Source organism: Ferribacterium limneticum (assembly GCF_020510625.1).
Taxonomy (GTDB): domain Bacteria; phylum Pseudomonadota; class Gammaproteobacteria; order Burkholderiales; family Rhodocyclaceae; genus Azonexus; species Azonexus limneticus_A.
The window spans coordinates 1,047,675-1,064,879 of sequence record NZ_CP075191.1 but is presented as its reverse complement, the minus strand read 5'-3'; the positions used below and the strand labels follow the sequence as shown (position 1 = coordinate 1,064,879).

At 61.6% G+C, this 17,205-nt stretch carries 20 protein-coding genes; 19 read left to right on the top strand and 1 reads right to left on the bottom strand.

Annotation, left to right across the window (positions count from 1 at the left end; translation table 11 throughout):
- Nucleotides 1-101 precede the first annotated feature (101 nt).
- From creD to KI617_RS05025, 11 genes are all read left to right on the top strand, one after another.
- Nucleotides 102-1,451, top strand: coding sequence for a cell envelope integrity protein CreD (creD, locus tag KI617_RS05075; RefSeq protein ID WP_226450935.1), 1,350 nt, complete (start codon nucleotides 102-104; stop codon nucleotides 1,449-1,451).
- Nucleotides 1,448-2,872, top strand: a complete 1,425-nt coding sequence (locus KI617_RS05070) for a glycoside hydrolase family 3 N-terminal domain-containing protein (protein ID WP_226450934.1) — start codon at nucleotides 1,448-1,450, stop codon at nucleotides 2,870-2,872. The genes creD and KI617_RS05070 overlap by 4 nt, the downstream gene beginning before the upstream one ends.
- Entirely contained in the window at nucleotides 2,820-3,473 is a 654-nt protein-coding gene (gene hda / locus KI617_RS05065) for a DnaA regulatory inactivator Hda (RefSeq protein WP_226450933.1), read from the top strand. The genes KI617_RS05070 and hda overlap by 53 nt, the downstream gene beginning before the upstream one ends.
- Nucleotides 3,470-4,138, top strand: a complete 669-nt coding sequence (locus tag KI617_RS05060; protein ID WP_226450932.1) for a histidinol-phosphatase — start codon at nucleotides 3,470-3,472, stop codon at nucleotides 4,136-4,138. The genes hda and KI617_RS05060 overlap by 4 nt, the downstream gene beginning before the upstream one ends.
- Nucleotides 4,139-4,185: 47 nt before the next feature.
- The gene (gene pcnB, locus KI617_RS05055; protein WP_226450931.1) at nucleotides 4,186-5,529 is read left to right on the top strand and encodes a polynucleotide adenylyltransferase PcnB; all 1,344 of its coding nucleotides are present in this window, start codon (nucleotides 4,186-4,188) and stop codon (nucleotides 5,527-5,529) included.
- Nucleotides 5,526-6,002, top strand: coding sequence for a 2-amino-4-hydroxy-6-hydroxymethyldihydropteridine diphosphokinase (folK, locus tag KI617_RS05050; RefSeq protein ID WP_226450930.1), 477 nt, complete (start codon nucleotides 5,526-5,528; stop codon nucleotides 6,000-6,002). Before pcnB ends, folK begins: the two co-directional genes overlap by 4 nt.
- 68 nt (nucleotides 6,003-6,070) lie before the next feature.
- Nucleotides 6,071-6,361 (top strand): DMT family protein, encoded by a 291-nt coding sequence (locus tag KI617_RS05045; protein WP_404826811.1) that lies wholly within the window; start codon nucleotides 6,071-6,073, stop codon nucleotides 6,359-6,361.
- Nucleotides 6,362-6,367: 6 nt separating this feature from the next.
- Nucleotides 6,368-7,186 (top strand): 3-methyl-2-oxobutanoate hydroxymethyltransferase, encoded by an 819-nt coding sequence (gene panB / locus KI617_RS05040; RefSeq protein ID WP_226450928.1) that lies wholly within the window; start codon nucleotides 6,368-6,370, stop codon nucleotides 7,184-7,186.
- 120 nt (nucleotides 7,187-7,306) lie between these two features.
- Nucleotides 7,307-8,131, top strand: coding sequence for a pantoate--beta-alanine ligase (panC, locus tag KI617_RS05035; protein WP_226450927.1), 825 nt, complete (start codon nucleotides 7,307-7,309; stop codon nucleotides 8,129-8,131).
- A 102-nt stretch (nucleotides 8,132-8,233) separates the two neighbouring features.
- Complete coding sequence (gene panD, locus KI617_RS05030; RefSeq protein ID WP_255584486.1) at nucleotides 8,234-8,605, top strand: aspartate 1-decarboxylase; 372 nt, start codon at nucleotides 8,234-8,236, stop codon at nucleotides 8,603-8,605.
- Between the two features lie 99 nt (nucleotides 8,606-8,704).
- A complete protein-coding gene (locus KI617_RS05025; RefSeq protein ID WP_226450926.1) occupies nucleotides 8,705-9,211 on the top strand; it encodes a hypothetical protein in 507 nt (168 codons plus the stop codon).
- A gap of 57 nt (nucleotides 9,212-9,268) precedes the next feature.
- Here KI617_RS05025 and KI617_RS05020 read toward each other — a convergent pair whose 3' ends face one another.
- Complete coding sequence (locus tag KI617_RS05020; RefSeq protein WP_226450925.1) at nucleotides 9,269-10,543, bottom strand: NYN domain-containing protein; 1,275 nt, start codon at nucleotides 10,541-10,543, stop codon at nucleotides 9,269-9,271.
- A gap of 154 nt (nucleotides 10,544-10,697) precedes the next feature.
- Between KI617_RS05020 and KI617_RS05015 the strand changes: the two genes are divergently transcribed.
- From KI617_RS05015 to KI617_RS04980, 8 genes are all read left to right on the top strand, one after another.
- Entirely contained in the window at nucleotides 10,698-11,126 is a 429-nt protein-coding gene (locus KI617_RS05015) for a c-type cytochrome (RefSeq protein ID WP_226450924.1), read from the top strand.
- A gap of 19 nt (nucleotides 11,127-11,145) precedes the next feature.
- A complete protein-coding gene (locus KI617_RS05010; protein WP_226450923.1) occupies nucleotides 11,146-12,522 on the top strand; it encodes a cbb3-type cytochrome c oxidase subunit I in 1,377 nt (458 codons plus the stop codon).
- Nucleotides 12,523-12,952: 430 nt separating this feature from the next.
- Nucleotides 12,953-13,900 carry an FxDxF family PEP-CTERM protein gene (locus tag KI617_RS05005; protein WP_226450922.1) on the top strand — a complete coding sequence of 316 codons (948 nt, stop codon included), beginning with the start codon at nucleotides 12,953-12,955 and terminating at the stop codon, nucleotides 13,898-13,900.
- Between the two features lie 91 nt (nucleotides 13,901-13,991).
- The gene (locus KI617_RS05000) at nucleotides 13,992-14,603 is read left to right on the top strand and encodes a cytochrome c oxidase subunit 3 family protein (RefSeq protein ID WP_226450921.1); all 612 of its coding nucleotides are present in this window, start codon (nucleotides 13,992-13,994) and stop codon (nucleotides 14,601-14,603) included.
- 2 nt (nucleotides 14,604-14,605) lie between these two features.
- Entirely contained in the window at nucleotides 14,606-14,872 is a 267-nt protein-coding gene (locus KI617_RS04995) for a cytochrome C oxidase subunit IV family protein (RefSeq protein WP_226450920.1), read from the top strand.
- On the top strand, nucleotides 14,869-15,651 hold the full coding sequence (locus tag KI617_RS04990) for a CbbQ/NirQ/NorQ/GpvN family protein (RefSeq protein WP_226450919.1): 783 nt from the start codon (nucleotides 14,869-14,871) through the stop codon (nucleotides 15,649-15,651). Before KI617_RS04995 ends, KI617_RS04990 begins: the two co-directional genes overlap by 4 nt.
- Nucleotides 15,632-16,051: a hypothetical protein gene (locus KI617_RS04985; RefSeq protein ID WP_226450918.1), complete on the top strand. Its 420-nt coding sequence runs from the start codon at nucleotides 15,632-15,634 to the stop codon at nucleotides 16,049-16,051. The genes KI617_RS04990 and KI617_RS04985 overlap by 20 nt, the downstream gene beginning before the upstream one ends.
- Nucleotides 16,048-17,205 carry a 4Fe-4S binding protein gene (locus KI617_RS04980; protein ID WP_226450917.1) on the top strand — a complete coding sequence of 386 codons (1,158 nt, stop codon included), beginning with the start codon at nucleotides 16,048-16,050 and terminating at the stop codon, nucleotides 17,203-17,205. The genes KI617_RS04985 and KI617_RS04980 overlap by 4 nt, the downstream gene beginning before the upstream one ends.

The following is a 17,205-nucleotide window of genomic DNA, read 5'->3' as shown; positions in this document are numbered from 1 at the left end:
GACCCTACTTCACCCCGACTTCACACAGCTTCACCGTCGCTTCGACAGGCGTTCACGCAGCGCGCCGAGACTGGGCTCACTTTCAAACAAGGGAGCCACAAATGGACAAGAAACTGCTCTTCAAGATTGCTGCGATCTGCTTCATGTCGCTATTGCTGCTGGTGCCACTGGGCCTGATCGAGGGCCAGATCCGCGACCGCAGCCAACGCCAGAACGAGGTGCAGGCCAGCATTGCCAACAGCGCGGCCGGCGAACAAACGCTGGTCGGACCGGTAATCGAGCTACGTTATCGCGAACAGGTCGAAGTACAGATCCCCGAAGGCGAGGCCGGCCAGGCAGGAAAAACCCGGCTGCAGGTGGTCGAGCGTACGCTGATGCTACCGCCCGAAAAGCTCGTCATGGCGGGCGAAACAGTGGTCGAGACACGGAACCGGGGCATCTACCAGGCCCGGCTGTTCCGCCTCGGCCTCGCCACCAGCGGGCATTTCGTCATCAAGCCCCTGGGCGAGGCAGCGAGCGGCGGGCGAATTCTGGAAGCAAGCGCCCGGCTGGTGCTCGGCATTGCCGACCCGCGCGGCGTCAATAACGACCCCGAGGTGATGATCAACGGCAAGGCGCATCGTTTTGCCTCACCGGCTAGCAAGAACAAGGGCGACCAGGAGTCGCCCATCCGCCGACTGAGCATCGATCTTGGCCGACTCGACCTCCAGCGCGAAAGCCGTTTCGACTTCAGCTTTCCGCTGCAGCTGACCGGCACCGCCCGGCTGGCCATTGCCCCGACCGGCGAATCTAATGAAATCGAACTGAAATCGGCCTGGCCACACCCGAATTTCGGCGGCCGCTTCCTGCCCAACAGCCGCGCGGTGAGCAAGGATGGCTTTGGCGCCCGCTGGGAAATCTCGCATCTGGCCCGCAACTTCGAAGCCACGCTGAACCCGGCGCGCGGCGAAATGCTGAGCATCGATTTCGTCGATCCGGTCAATGTCTATCTGCAATCCGAACGGGCCGTCAAATACGGCGTGCTGTTCATCGTGCTGACCTTTGCCGGTTTCTTCCTGACCGAAATCCTGCGCCGTTCGCCGATCCACCCCATGCAGTACCTGCTGGTCGGCCTGGCGCTGGCCATCTTCTTCCTGCTGCTGATCGCCTTCTCCGAGCACCTGCCCTTCTACGCCGCTTATGGCTTGTCGGCCGTCGCCTGTATCGGGCTGATCGCCACCTATCTGGCCGGCGCGCTTGGCGGCATGCGCCAAGGCCTGGCCTTCGGCGCCGGACTGACCGGCCTTTACGGCGTGCTCTACGGCGTGCTGCTCTCCGAGGACAACGCCTTGCTGATGGGCAGCGTGCTGCTCTTCCTCGCTCTCGGCACCACCATGCTCGCCACCCGCCGCCTCGACTGGTACCGCCTCGGCGCCCAGCTCAACCCTGACAGCGAAGCCAGCGCGCCATGAAACTTTCTCTGAGCACCAGGCCGGCCGGCAGGGCCGCCGGCCTTTTCATTTTCCCTTTTCTTCGCCTGCTCCCCCTGCTCTTTTCGCTGTTGCTGCTCGGCCTCGCCTGGCACCTGAAACACCCGTTGATGCTCTGGCTGCGCCATGTCGAAACGCCGCTGCTGCTTGCCCTGGCGATGGCCGGTCTGGTCTGGCGAGGCGGCTTTCCGGGGCGATTGCTGGTGGTTCTGCTCCTCGCCGTCATCATCGTCACGCTGCTTCGTGAAGGCGAATATCAGCTGCAACGGGCCGCCGTGCTGAGTGGCGGCGACAGCATGCAGGCCGTGGGCGGCCATTTCATCGTCGGCTACACCGATTTCGCGGAGGTAAAAACCCTGGCCGCGCGCGGCCTGATCGGCGGCATCTACCTGGCCAAACGCAACCTGCGCGGCCGCACGCTGGCCGAAGTGGCGGCCGATATTGCCGAGCTGCAAGCCATCCGCCAGCGGGCCGGACTGCCGCCACTGATCGTCGCCGGCGATCAGGAAGGCGGTCCGGTTTCGCATCTTTCACCGCTGCTCGAAGCCATGCCGCCGCTGGCCAGCCTCGTCGGGGCGGGGGACCAGCGCTGGCGCGCCCACCGCTACGGGGCGCAGCAGGGACAAGGCTTGAGCGCGCTCGGCGTCAATCTCAATTTCGGCCCGGTCGTCGACCTGCGACCACCCGGCACCGACAACCCCCACGACCGTCTGACCCGGCTTTCGGCCCGCGCCATTGCCGACGACCCGGCCACCGTCGGCACCGTCGCGGCGGGTTATATCGATGGCCTGAGCGAACGCGGCGTCCGCGCCACGCTGAAGCACTTCCCCGGTCTGGGCCGGGTCAGGCAGGACACCCATCTGCGCCCGGCGCGACTCGACGAACCGCCGGCCGCGCTGGCCACCGACTGGCAACCCTTCCGCCAACTGGCCAGCCACCCCGGCGCGGCCATCATGCTCGGCCATGTCACGCTCGCCGCCATCGACCCGCAACGCGCCGCCTCGCACTCGGCAGCCGTAGTCGATGGCCTGCTGCGCAGCGAGTGGGACTACGACGGGGTGCTGATTACCGATGACCTCAACATGGGTGCGGTCTACGATCTTGGCGTCGGCCGGGTGGCGAGTGAAGCGCTGGCGGCCGGCATTGATCTGGTGCTCGTTTCCTACGATCCACGCCAGGTCTATCGCGCCGTTTATGCGGCGGCCCAGGCGCTGGAGCGGGGGGAGATTCCTCTTCAGCGCCTGCAGCAAAGCGAGCGGCGCCTCGCCGACTTCATTCCCCCGGCTGAAACCCGGGCCGATTTCAGGACAAATGTTAAAATCGCGGCCCCTGTTTCATTCCAATCGCCCGATGCGCCAGCTGATTCTCGACTTGCTGCCCGAAAGCCCGCCCACGCTGGATAACTTCGTCGCCGGGGGCAATGCAGAAACACTCGCCCTGCTCACCGAATGGCTGGCTGGCACGCGTGCCGATAGCTCGTTCTGCCTGTGGGGCGAAGCCGGATCGGGACGCTCGCACTTGCTCCAGGCGAGCGGCTTTGCCTATGTCGACGCGGCGCTCGACCCGGCGCTGAAGACGGCCCCGACGGCCGAGCAACTGGCAGTCGACCACGTTGAATTGCTGGATGAAACCGGCCAGATCGCGCTGTTCAACCATTTCAACCGCCTCAAGATGAGCTCGGGCATGCTGATGACCGCGGCAGATCAGCCGCCGGCCCACCTGGCATTGCGCGAAGACCTGCGCACCCGCCTCGGCTCCGGCCTGATCTGCCGGCTGCAACCGCTTTCCGATGCCGAAAAGGCCGCCGCGCTGGGCGCCCAGGCCAGGGAACGCGCCCTCAAGCTGACACCGGAACTGATCGATTACCTGATGCGCCACGCCCCGCGCGACATGCGCACGCTGTCGACCATCATCGTCGCCCTCGACGAATACACCCTCGAACAAAAGCGCCCGGTGACCCTGCCGCTGCTGCGCGAACTGCTCAACATGGAAGCTTCCTCATGAATCTCGCCCTCTTCGACCTCGACAACACCCTCCTCGCCGGCGACTCTGATTTCGAGTGGGCCCAATTTCTGATCAGCAAGGGCGTCGTCGATCGCGAACTGCAGGAAGCCAAGAACATCCAGTTCTATGAGCAATACAAGGCCGGCACGCTGGACATCTACGAATTCCTGATCTTCCAGTTGGCACCGCTGACTCGCCACAGCCGCAGCGAACTCGACGCCTGGCATCGCGAATACATGGACCGCCACATCCGGCCGATCATGACCGCGCAGGCCAAAGCACTGGTCGCCCAACACCTGGCCGCCGGCGACCTGTGCGCCATCGTCACTGCCACCAACAGCTTCGTGACCGGCCCGATCGCCCGTGAATTCGGCATCCCGCACCTGATCGGCACGGTCCCGGCGGTCGATACCGAACTCGGTGCCTTTTCCGGCGGCCCGCGCGGCACACCCTCCTTCCAGGCCGGCAAGATCACCCGCGTCGATAGCTGGCTGGAATCGCTCGGCCTGTGGTGGGGCAGCTTCGATAACAGCTTCTTTTACAGCGATTCGCACAACGACCTGCCGCTGATGCAGAAGGTGAAGACCCCGGTGGCCGTCGATCCGGATGACAAGCTGCGCGCCCATGCCGGCGAAATGGGCTGGAAAATCATTACATTGCGGTAGAATTTCGCCTTTTCCGCAGCGCCCCAAACGCTCTTCGATCGGTACAAGTGATTCGCAAACTTATCTCCCGCGTTTTCAGCGGCAAGAAACCCAAGGCCAGCCGCCACGAGCCAGCCGTCATTCCCGTCTCCAGCCACGGCATCACCCGCGACCGCATCAGCAGTGGCAGCCGCCGTACCTGCGAAACCCTGCAAAGTCATGGCTTCAAGGCCTACGTCGTTGGCGGCGCGGTGCGTGACCTGCTGATCGGCGCCGAACCGAAGGATTTCGACATCGCCACCGATGCCACGCCCGAAGAAGTCCGCCGCGCCTTCCGCCGCTCACGCATCATCGGCCGCCGCTTCCAGATCGTGCATGTCATGATGGGTTCGGAAACGCTGGAAGTGACTACCTTCCGCGGCATGCTCGACGAAAAGACCAAGACCGACGAACACGGCCGCGTGCTGCACGACAACGTTTTCGGCAGCCATGCCGACGATGCCGCCCGCCGCGACTTCACGGCCAACGCGCTGTATTACGACCCGGCCACCGAAGCGGTCATCGACTATCACCACGGCGTTGGCGATCTCAAGCAGAAAACCCTGCGCATGATCGGCGAGCCGCGCGCCCGCTACCGCGAAGACCCGGTCCGCATGCTGCGCGCCGTCCGCCTCGCTGCCAAGCTCGGCCTGATCATCGACCCGGAGGCCAAAAAGCCGATCCGCGAAATGGCTGACCTGCTGGAAAACGTCCCGGCCGCCCGCCTGTTCGACGAAATGCTCAAGCTGCTGACCTCAGGCTACTCGGTCAAATGCATCACCCAGTTGCGCGACGAAGGCCTACACCACGGCCTGCTGCCCCTGCTCGACGTCATTCTCGAACAGCCGATGGGCGAAAAATTCGTCATGCTGGCCCTGGCCAACACCGACGAGCGCGTCCGCCGCGGCAAGGGCACCTCGCCCGGCTTCCTGTTCGCGACGCTGCTCTGGCACGAAGTACTGGCCCACTGGGACAAGCTCAAGGCCAAGGGTGAAGCCAAGATTCCGGCGCTCTATCAGGCGATGGATACCGTGCTCGACGTGCAAGGCGAAAAGCTCGCCATCACCCGCCGCATCGCTGGCGACATCAAGGACATCTGGGCCCTGCAGCCGCGCTTCGAAGCCCGTGCCGGTAAACGCCCGTATGGTCTGCTTGAACAGCCGCGCTTCCGCGCCGGCTACGACTTCCTGGTCCTGCGCGCCCAGGCTGGTGAAATCGACATGGAACTGGCCGACTGGTGGACCCGTTTCCAGAGCGTCGATGGGGATGAGCGCGCCGCCATGCTGGTCCCCGATCAGGCCGGCGACAAGAAACGCCGGCGCCGCAAGAAAAAACCGGCCGGCGCTGGCGGCTCAGACAACACCGCTGAATGAACACTGCCTACATTGCGCTGGGGGCCAACCTCGGCGACCCGGCGGCCACCGTGCGCGCTGCCTTCGGCGCCCTGGCCAACCTGCCGGAAAGCCGCGTCGTTCATAGCTCTTCGCTGTACAGGACGGCGCCGGTCGGCATCACCGAACAGCCGGAATTCGTCAATGCCGTTGCCCAACTGGAAACCGGCCTGGCCCCGGAAGCGCTGCTCGACGCCTTGTTCGACATCGAGCACCGTTTCGGCCGCGTTCGCGCCGAGCGCAACGGGCCGCGCACGCTGGATCTCGACATCCTGCTCTACAACGACCAGTTGATCGACCTACCGTGCCTGACCCTGCCCCACCCGCGCCTCCACCTGCGCGCTTTCGTCCTCCAGCCGCTGGCCGAAATCGCGCCCGACCTGGTCATTCCCGGTCGCGGCAGCATTGCCGCCTGGCTGCCGGCCGTCGCCAATCAGGGCATCGTCAAGTTGTGACCCTCTTCGGCCTGCACATCCCCGTGCTCTGGCAGACGGTGACGCTGCTGGCCCTGTCGAATGTCTTCATGACTTTCGCCTGGTACGCCCATCTCAAGAACCTCAACGACAAGCCATGGTGGATTGCCGCGCTGCTGTCCTGGGGCATCGCGCTGTTCGAGTACCTGCTGCAGGTGCCGGCCAACCGCATCGGCAATACCGAGCTCAACCTCGGCCAGCTCAAGATCCTGCAGGAAGTCATCACGCTGGCCGTCTTCGTGCCTTTCGTCGTTTTCTACATGGACCAGCCACTGAAGCTTGACTACTTGTGGGCCGCTCTGTGTATCCTAGGCGCCGTCTATTTCGTCTTCAGGACGTAAACCATCATGTCTGCTCAAACCATTACCCGTCGCCTGACCCAGGCCGATCTCGCCAAGCTCTACCAGGCCGGCGAGAAGGTCGTCATGTTCACCGCCTACGACGCCAGCTTTGCGCGTCTGCTCGATGGTACCGGCGTCGAATGCCTGCTCATCGGCGATTCGCTGGGCAACGTCATCCAGGGCCACGACACGACCCTGCCGGTCACCGTCGCCGATATCGCCTACCACACCGCCTGCGTCAAGCGTGGTTCCGACCGTGCATTCATCATTGCCGACATGCCTTTTGGCAGCTATCAGGAATCGCCGGAACAAGCCTTCCGCAACGTGGTGACGCTGATGGCAGCCGGCGCCCAGATGGTCAAGCTGGAAGGCGGCAAGGAAATGGCTGCCACCGTCAAATTCCTGGTCGACCGCGGTATCCCGGTCTGCGGCCATGTCGGCCTGACGCCTCAATCAGTCCATGCACTGGGCGGTTACAAGGTCCAGGGCAAGGGCGAAGCGGCGGCGCAAAAGCTCAAGGATGATGCTCTTGCCGTGCAGAATGCCGGCGCGACGATGATCGTCCTCGAAGCCATTCCGGCCGCACTGGCCGCCGAAGTCACCGCCAGCCTGCACATCATCACCATCGGCATCGGTGCCGGCAGGGACTGTTCCGGTCAAGTGCTGGTATTGCACGACGCCTTCGACATTCCGCCCGGCAAGAAGGCCAAGTTCGTCAAGAATTTCATGGAAGGCGCCAGCAGCATTCATGATGCCGCCTGCCGCGCCGTCGCCGCCATCAAAGATGGCAGCTATCCGGGTCCGGAACACACTTACGCTGCCTGATACGCGTCGTCCTCGCGCAAGCGGGGACCCAGAGCCGCTGGATTCCCACCTGCGACCGCAGGAAGTCCCTGTGGGACGCGGGAATGACGATTCGACAAAAACCCTTCCTGAACCAAGCATATGCAAATCCATTCCAGCATTGCCGACCTACGCGCCGCACTGAAAAACCATGGCCGCCTCGTTTTCGTGCCGACCATGGGCAACCTGCACGCCGGCCACATCAGCCTGATGGAACAGGCCCGTGCCCAAGGCGACACGGTGGTCGCGTCGATTTTCGTCAATCGCCTGCAATTCGGCCCGAACGAGGATTTCGACAAATATCCGCGCACCTTCCAGGCCGACTGCGACAAGCTGGCCGCCGCCGGCGTCGATGTGCTGTTCGCCCCGACCGAAGCCGATCTTTATCCGGAACCGCAGGAATACACCGTCGAACCGCCGGCCATCCAGAACATCCTTGATGGCGAATTCCGCCCCGGCCATTTCCGCGGCGTCGCTACCGTTGTTCTCAAACTGTTCAACTGCGTCCAGCCGCAGGCTGCCGTCTTTGGCAAGAAGGATTACCAGCAGTTGATGGTCATCCGCAACATGACCCGCCAGCTGGCTTTGCCTATCGACATCATCGGCGGCAAAACGGTGCGGGCCGAGGATGGCCTCGCCCTCTCGTCACGCAATGGCTACCTCAGCACCAGCGAACGCGCCGAAGCGCCGCGGCTGTATCGCCTGCTCAACGAAATCCGTACCGCCATTCGTTCCGGCGAAACCGACACCATCAAACTGGAAAATGCAGCCATTACAACACTGTCTGCCGCCGGCTGGAAAACGGATTATGTTGCGGTGCGACAACAGTCCGACCTATCCATGCCGAAAGGCGTAAACGCCCCGCTGGTGGTGCTTGCCGCCAGCCGCTTGGGAAGCACGCGGCTGATCGATAACATCGAGATTTGACGCGGTCGGAATATCCATAATTACGCCCGTTGACAGGGGGGCTATTGTCGCTACAATGCGCTTCCCCCAACTATCTGGATGAGTGAAACCATGCAGAGAACAATGCTGAAATCCAAGTTGCACCGTGTCACGGCCACCCATGCCGACCTGCACTACGAGGGTTCCTGCGCCATCGATGAAGACCTGCTCGAAGCGGCAAACATCAAGGAATACGAACAGATCGATATCTGGAACGTAAACAATGGCGAGCGTTTCACGACCTATGCCATCCGCGCCGAACGCGGATCGGGTGTCATTTCCGTCAATGGTTCCGCTGCCCGCCGTGCCGCACCGGGCGACATCCTGATCATCGCCACCTTCGCCGTCTATAACGAGGTGGAACTGGCCAAACACGAGCCGGACCTGATCTACGTCGATTCACAGAATCGCATCGTGCGTCGCGGCCACAAGATTCCGGTGCAAGCTGCAGCCTGACCGAGAACTAATTCACACTTGATAAAAACCCGCCTACTGGCGGGTTTTTTCGTTTAGTACAATGCGTTACAAAATTTCACACCTAGTTGGAGACAAACCATGGGCGTTGTTTTCGCAAAGACCCCGAAGGGGCATGACGAAATCGCCACGAAGGCAGGAGGGCTGTCGCCGCGCGTGCGACGCTTGCTGATCTTCGTTGACGGAAAGCGATCTGTCGAGGAACTGCGCGGGATGTTGCCGGCTGACGACCTGCAACATACGCTCGGCATGCTCGAAGAAGAAGGCTATATCGAGTTCCATGATATTGCCGGCATTCCGCCCGGCGCCGCCACCCCGGCGGCCTTGCCAGCGATTACCGCTTTCAGTGAGTTGCCGAGCAACCCGGATCCGGTGCGCCTGCAGCAGGCGCGCAATTTCATGATCAACACGCTGAACGCCTTTGTCGGCGCCCTCGGCACCAGTTCACTGCTGGATCGCCTGGAAAATGCGGCCGGGCACGTTGAGCTGCGGGCGCTTTACGATGAGTGGTATCACTCGATTGTGATGTCGCGCGATGGCAAGCGCGAAGCCGAATCGCTACGTGGCAAGCTGCTCAATGTCATTTAGAACCGCTTGACCTGACGGGACAAGTGAATAAGACAGTCAGGCCAAGCGTCTTGGCGATCAGCTTTCCGTAGCTTCCCCGGTTTTTGGCTTGCGGGCCCGCGGAGAGCGGGGCTGCCGCTTGGCCTTGGCCGGTTTCGGCTCGGCGACGGCCGCTTCCGCAACCAGCATTTCGACGGGGGCTGGCGCGGCATCGGGTGCAGACACCTTGCGCGGACGACGACCGCGGCGCGGCTTGTCCTCGCTCGGCACAACAGGCTCGGCAGTCGGCGCTTCGCCTGACACCACCGGAGCCGTTTCAGAGATGGCTGGCGCCACATCAGCCACCGGCGCGACCTCGACCATGTCGGTCGACGCACGATCCTTGCCGTTACGCCCACGACGCCCGCCTCGACGACGGGCATTGCCCGTCGGTTCCGACTCGATGGCCGGGACTTCCGCTGCCGCCGGCTCGCGAACACTTGCCTCGGCGGGTTCCGCGATTTCTGCTTGTGTCGCGACCTCTCCCTCGATCACCGGTGGACGTTGCGGGCCGCGGAACACGAAGGCGCCTTTATCGTCACGGCCAAAACCGAGCAGACCGCGACCAGCTGCCTCTTCGAGCAGATTGCCAAAGGTCCGGAAGCCGTAATAGCTCTCGTTGAAGCCCGGGTTGCGCCGCTTGACCACTTCCTTGAGCACCGAGGCCCAGATTCGCTCGCTTTCGCCTCGGTCGGCCATCAGGTCGACAAAGGTAGCCGAAACGATATCGATCGCCTTGCTCTTGCGCTCTTCCTGCTTGTCACGACGCTTGGCCTCTTCTTCCGGTGAGCGTTTTTCGCGTTCGCGGCGCTGCTGCGTCCCGCGCCCGGCCTCGCGATCGCGAACCAGATCGTCGTAATAGATAAATTCATCGCAATTGGTCACCAGCAGGTCCGAACAGCTCTGCTTGACGCCGACGCCGATCACTTTCTTGGCGTTTTCGCGCAACTTGGAGACCAGCGGCGAGAAATCGGAGTCACCGGAGATGATCACGAAGGTATCCACATGCGCCTTGGTATAGCAGAGGTCGAGCGCATCGACGACCATGCGGATGTCGGCCGAGTTCTTGCCGGACTGGCGAACATGGGGAATTTCGATCAGCTCGAAATTGGCCTCGTGCATGGCCGCCTTGAAGGCCTTGTAGCGATCCCAGTCGCAATACGCCTTCTTGACGACGATACTGCCCTTGGCGAGCAGACGCTCCAGGACCGGGCGAATATCAAATTTTTCATACTGGGCATCGCGTACGCCGAGAGCGATGTTCTCGAAGTCGCAAAAGAGCGCCATGCTGGCGGTGTCGTTGGCTGCGGCCATGAAATACTTTCAATGTCAGGAAACCGCAGTATACCGCCGACGCCTCCCCTGTCCGGCTCAAGTATTTCCGCTTTTTTAGCGAACATCAAAGCCCCGAGCTCTGCCATGCAAATACCATCGGCCGGCCAAACAATTTCCGAAAGGGGGAAAAACAATGAGTGGCGCTTTCACCAAATCGATGGCGCGGAACATATTTTACGGGGGGACGGTCTTCTTCTTCCTGTTGTTCCTTGCGCTGTCATTCGACACCCATTCGCAACTTCCGAAACGTGACATGCGGCAGAACATTACGCCGCAGGTCGCCGAAGGCAAGAAGCTATGGGAAGTAAATAACTGTATCGGTTGCCACACCCTGATGGGTGAAGGTGCCTACTTTGCCCCGGAACTGGGCAACGTCATCGTTCGCTACGGCGACGAAGGCGTCAAGGCATTCATCCAGAGCCGTCCGAAAGAGGGCATCCCAGGCCGCCGCAGCATGCCGCAGTTCAACTTCACCGACGAGCAGCTGAACGCCATCGTGGCTTTCCTGAAGCACGTCAATTCGATCAACGATGCCAACTGGCCGCCCAACGACCAAGGCTGATCGAGAGGAGAAACTGAACATGCAATTTAAATCTCAAGCGGTTGCAAAACCCTACTTCATCGCGGCAATCGGTCTGTTTGTCGGTCAGATCCTGTTCGGCCTGATTCTTGGCCTGCAGTATGTGCTCGGCGACTTCCTGTTCCCCGCCATTCCGTTCAACGTGGCCCGCATGGTCCACACCAACCTGCTGATCGTGTGGCTGCTCTTTGGCTTCATGGGCGGCGCGTACTACATGATCCCGGAAGAAGCAGAAACCGAACTGTTCAGCCCGAAACTGGCGCTGCTCATGTTCTGGATCTTCCTGGTCGCTGGTGCGCTGACCATCGTTGGCTATCTGGCCGTTCCATACGCCACCCTGGCCGAGCTGACCGGTAACGGCCTGCTCGAAACCATGGGTCGCGAGTTCCTGGAACAGCCGCTGCCAACCAAGCTTGGTATCGTCGTCGTTGCGCTGGTTTTCCTGTTCAACATCACCATGACGGTGCTGAAGGGCAAGAAGACGGCAATCTCGATCGTTCTGCTGCTCGGTCTGTGGGGCCTCGCCGTCTTCTTCCTGTTCTCCTTCTACAACCCGGTGAACGTCGTTCTCGACAAGTTCTTCTGGTGGTGGACGGTGCACCTCTGGGTTGAAGGCGTATGGGAACTGATCCTCGGCTCCTTCCTGGCCTTCGTGCTGATCAAGACGACCGGTGTTGACCGTGAAGTGATCGAAAAATGGCTGTACGTCATCGTCACCCTGACGCTGATCTCGGGCATCATCGGTACGGGTCACCACTACTTCTGGATCGGTACGCCGGAATACTGGCAGTGGTGGGGTTCCATCTTCTCCGCTCTGGAACCAATCCCGTTCTTTGGCATGACCGTGTTTGCCTTCAACATGGTGAACCGTCGCCGTCGCGAGCATCCGAACAAGGCTGCTGTGCTATGGGCGCTGGGCACCGGCGTGATGGCCTTCCTGGGCGCTGGCGTGTGGGGCTTCCTGCACACCCTGGCTCCGGTCAACTACTACACGCACGGCACGCAAATCACCGCGGCTCACGGCCACATGGCTTTCTATGGCGCCTACGCCATGGTTAACCTGATGATGATCTCGTATGCCATGCCCATCCTGCGCGGCCGTGCTGCCAACAGCAACAAGTCGCAAGTGCTGGAAATGTGGTCGTTCTGGCTGATGACGGTCGCTATCGTCTTCATCACCCTGTTCCTGACCGCTGCCGGCATCCTGCAAGTCTGGCTGCAACGCGTTTCTGATTCTCCGCTGCCCTTCATGGTGGCGCAGGACAAGATTTCGCTGTTCTACTGGATGCGCGAATGGGCAGGCGTTGCCTTCCTGATCGGCCTCATCATCTACATCATCAGCTTCTTTGTGGGCGGTGACGAGAAGGAAGCCGCATAAGGGGATAACTCCTCCTGGTGGCACCCAAGGCGCGGTTCTTCGGACCGCGCCTTTTTTATTGGCCAAAATCGACTGCAGACGGGCAGCCTGGCCCGCCACCATGGCCGAGCGTTCAATCCTGACGCTTAGTAGGCAATGACGATCGACTGCCTTGGCGATCCACGCTTTAGATTCCGCTGATGTGGTTCCGCCCGAACCCGTTGAGTGGCTAACCGCACACACCGCCTACCGGGCAACCGCCGTTTTGGCTGACAGCGCTTCCCTGCACTCAGGGCTTTTCTCGCCATCGAAGCAGCGAAGCAGCGAAGCCTAATCCGATCGGCTTAGGTTTATCCCAAATCCGTTCATCGACCGGTAATCAGCCACTGTCAAAATCGATTGCCGGAATTTCCCCGGCATCACTGCTGCGAGCCCCAATTCCGGAGAAAAAATGAAACTCAAACAAATTATTGTCGCCCTCGCCGCCCTCTGCAGCATGGCGGCTTCCGCCCAGACCTCGATCAATCTCGCCAACTACCAGGTAACCGGCAACTACGCGCTCGATGCATTGGGCAAAATGGGCCTCGAAGCCTCCGCCGTCACCTACGCCCGCGACCGCGGCACGTTGTTCTTTGTCGGTGATGAAGGCCTGGGTGTCGTGGAAATTTCCAAGACCGGCCAGACCCTGGGCTCGATGGCCTTCGATTGGACCGGAACAGCTAGTAGCAACAACGATGCGGAAGGTCTGACCTACCTCGGCAACGGCCAGTTGGTGGTCGTCGACGAGCGTCCACAGATTGCCTACCAGTTCGCTTTCAGCAACGGAGGTTCGGTGATGCTCAACAACCAGCCCAAGGTCGCCATCATGGGCAGCACCACCAGCGTCAAAAACGTCGGCACCGAAGGCATCAGCTACGACCCGCTCACCGGCAAGTTCTACAGCGTCAAGCAGGACGATCCGGCTCAGTTGCGCGAGAGCACCCTGAGCTTCGCGGTCGGTGGGGGAACGGCCAGCACGACCATACTCAACTCGGGCGCCAGCAGCCTGTTCGGTCTGAACAGCCTGTCCGACATCCAGACCCTGTCACCGGTCGACGCCCTGACTGGCACCGCTGCCGCCGACAATCTGCTGATCCTCAGCCTGGATTCCAAAAAGCTGGTGGAACTCGATCGCGCTACCGGCACCGTACTGAGCAGTTTTGACCTGTCCGACGTCACCACCCAAGCCATCGAAGGCGTGACGGTTGATGAAAAAGGGACTATCTATCTCGTCGCCGAAGACAGTGGCACAACCAATTCCCGCCTGTTCGTGCTGACCGCCGTGCCGGAACCGGAAACCTACGCCATGCTGCTGGCCGGCTTGGGTTTGGTGGGCTTTGCTGCGCGTCGCCGCAAGTAAGCAAGCTATTTCTCGGCAGCAACGGCCCGGCCATCCCGGGCCGTTTTTATTTTGGGGCAGATCAAGTCCCGGCCAGCGTCAAGCCGCTAACATGCGGGACATGATGAATAACAGCCCGCCCGCCACCCAGCAATCCGATACGCCACCGAGTCGTCGGCTGCCCGGCGACCTTGCCATCTGGTTCTTCATTCTGGCCGAGATGTTCGCCTTCGCTGTCTTCTTTACTTCGTACGCCTTTGCGCGGGCAAAAAATGTCGAGATGTTCAACCTCTACCAGCAGACGCTGGATCGCAATCTTGGCGCATTGAACACCTTGCTGCTGATTACCGGCTCATGGTTCATCGTGCTCGCCGTTCAGGCAGCCCATCACGACAACCGCCCGGCCATTTCGCGCAACATCCTCCTTGGCTGGCTTTGTGGTGGCGGCTTTCTGGTCGTCAAGGTCATCGAATATGCGGCCAAGTTCGGCGCCGGCATTTCGATGTCGACCAACACCTTCTACATGTTCTACATCTCGCTGACCTTCTTCCATTTCATGCACGTCATACTCGGCATGGTCATATTGACGGTTCTCTGGTTCCAGTCCCGCAAGGGTGCCTACGGCAGCCATAACGCCCATGGACTGGAAAGCGGCGCCGCCTACTGGCACATGGTCGATCTGCTGTGGATCGTGCTTTTCCCACTCGTTTACGTGATGCGCTGACCATGGACCTGCTCAAGAACCCCGCCCATCGGGCCTGGATCATCCTCATCATTGCCACCGTGATTACCTGGTACCTCGGTGAAGTCGGTGCCGCCGGCACCTCGGCCATCGTCGCCATGCTGCTTATTGCCTTCATCAAGGGCCGACTGGTCATCCTCGATTTCATGGAGTTGCGCGAGGCACCGCGACTCTGGCGCATCCTCCTCGAAGGCTGGCTTATACTCGTTTCCAGCCTGATTCTGCTTGCTTACTGGATTTCCCTTAAATGACCGACCTGCCCTTCTACGAAGCCTCCGGCAACGAAATCGCCCTGTTCGAACACGCCTTCCACCAGCGCCTGCCGCTCCTGATCAAGGGCCCGACCGGCTGTGGCAAGACACGCTTCGTCTCGCACATGGCGGCCCGCCTGAAGCTGCCGCTCTATACCGTCGCCTGCCATGACGATCTGACCGCCGCCGACCTGGTCGGTCGCCATCTGATTTCGGACAAGGGTACCTACTGGAGCGACGGCCCGCTGACCCGTGCCGTGCGCGAAGGCGGCATCTGCTACCTCGACGAAGTGGTCGAGGCCCGCAAGGACACCACCGTCGTCCTCCACCCGCTGGCCGACGACCGCCGCATCCTGCCCATCGACCGCACTGGCGAGATGTTGGTCGCACCGGACAACTTCATGTTGGTCGTTTCCTACAACCCCGGCTACCAGAACCTGCTCAAGGGTCTGAAACCATCAACCCGCCAGCGTTTTGTCTCGATGCGCTTCGATTTCCCCGGAGCCGAACGCGAAATTTCCATCCTGCTCGGCGAAACCGGCTGCGATGTCGATCTGGCCAAACGCCTGGTCGGCATCGGCAAGGCCTTCCGTGCGCTCAAGGATCGCGACCTCGAAGAAGTCGCCAGTACCCGCCTGCTGGTCTATGCCGCAACGCTGATCAAGTCCGGCTTCGATGTCTCGGCTGCCTGCCGCGCCGCCCTGGTCGAAAGCCTGACCGACGACGAGGAAACCGTCGAGGCGCTGATGGAAATCGTCAATGCCACTTTCGGACGCTGACACCGGCTTCGACGAACGCACGCCCGGCCAGAACCTGGCCGTGCTGGCCGAGGCGTTGTACCTCGGCAACCTGCTGCTGGTGCCAGGTATCTGCTTCGCTGTCCTGTTCTGGCTATGGCTCAGGAACAAGGACAACGCGCCACGCCTGGCCCGCCAGCACCTCAAGCAAACCACCTTCGTCAGCCTCTACGGCGGCCTGCTGATCGTCGTCCTGAGCGGCCTGTTCATCGCCCTCGGCGGCCTCGACTGGGAATGGACCTGGGTCGCCGTCATCATGTATTTCACCTGCGTGCATTCCACGCTGGTCATGTTCGGCATGTTCGGGCTGGCCAAGGCACTGGCCGGGCAGACCTGGCGTTATCCACTGATCGGCCCGGCGGTCGACACCGACCAGGCATGAAAAAACAACCCCTGCAACGCGCCCGCTTGCTGGCGCAGATGGGATTTTTCGCGCTATTCACGGTCACCCCGATTTTCGACCTGCTGCGCTACGACCTGACCGAGCGCCACGCCTATTTCCTGACCCGTCCCTGGCATATCGGCCTCGACGCATTGCTCGCCGGCACCGGCGACCCGCTGAGCGCTGCGGCCAACCTGATTCTTTACCTGTTTTTGCCCATTCTCGGCACGCTGGGCTTGATCATCGCTGTCGCCTGGAAATGGGGCCGCCTCTACTGCGGCTGGCTGTGCCCGCATTTTTCCGTGGTCGAAACCATCAACCGTCTGATGCTGCGTGCCACCGGCAAGCATTCAGTCTGGGACAAGAAACAGACACCGCCATGGGAACCCGACGGCACCCCGATGCCACGCGACCGGCGCTACTGGCTGGCCGTCGTTCCTGCCGCCATCGGCTTTGCCTTTGCCTGGGCGGTCGTGCTGCTGACCTACCTGATGCCGCCGTTTCAGGTCTATCACGGGCTGCTGACCTTCACGCTTTATCGCGGCGAGGTCATTTTCCTGAGCGCGGCAACCACGGTGCTGACCCTCGAATTCCTGTTCGCCCGCCACCTGTTCTGCCGCTACGGCTGCGCCATCGGCATCTTCCAGAGCTTTGCCTGGATCGTGAACAAGAAGGCGATGGTGGTCGGCTTCGACCGCAAGCGACTGACCGATTGCGCCAGCTGCATGCAAGGCTGCGGCACTGCCGGCAACACCGTTCTCGCCCGGCAAGCCCTGCGCGAAAGCAGCGACCCACTTGTCCCATCCTCCGGCTGTTCCGGCGCAAACCACCTTTCAGCAGCCGGCAGCTCGCTCGCCGGAACCCTCGCTGCCTCCGGGGTCGCATCCACGGGGCCACGCCCCGTGGAGTCTGCTCCGCCCTCCGGCAGCGCCTGCGATGCCGTCTGCCCGATGCGACTGAAGCCACGCAACGTCAAACGCTGGATGTTCGCCTGCACCCAGTGCGGCCAGTGCATCTCGGCCTGTGCGACGGTCAATCGCGACAACCCGAATGGCCAGTTGTTGCGCTGGGTCAACGGCAGCGCCGCACAACGCAACGAGGCTGGTTTTTCAGCCCTATCAAATACCGACGAAGATGCCGGTGGGAAAATCTGA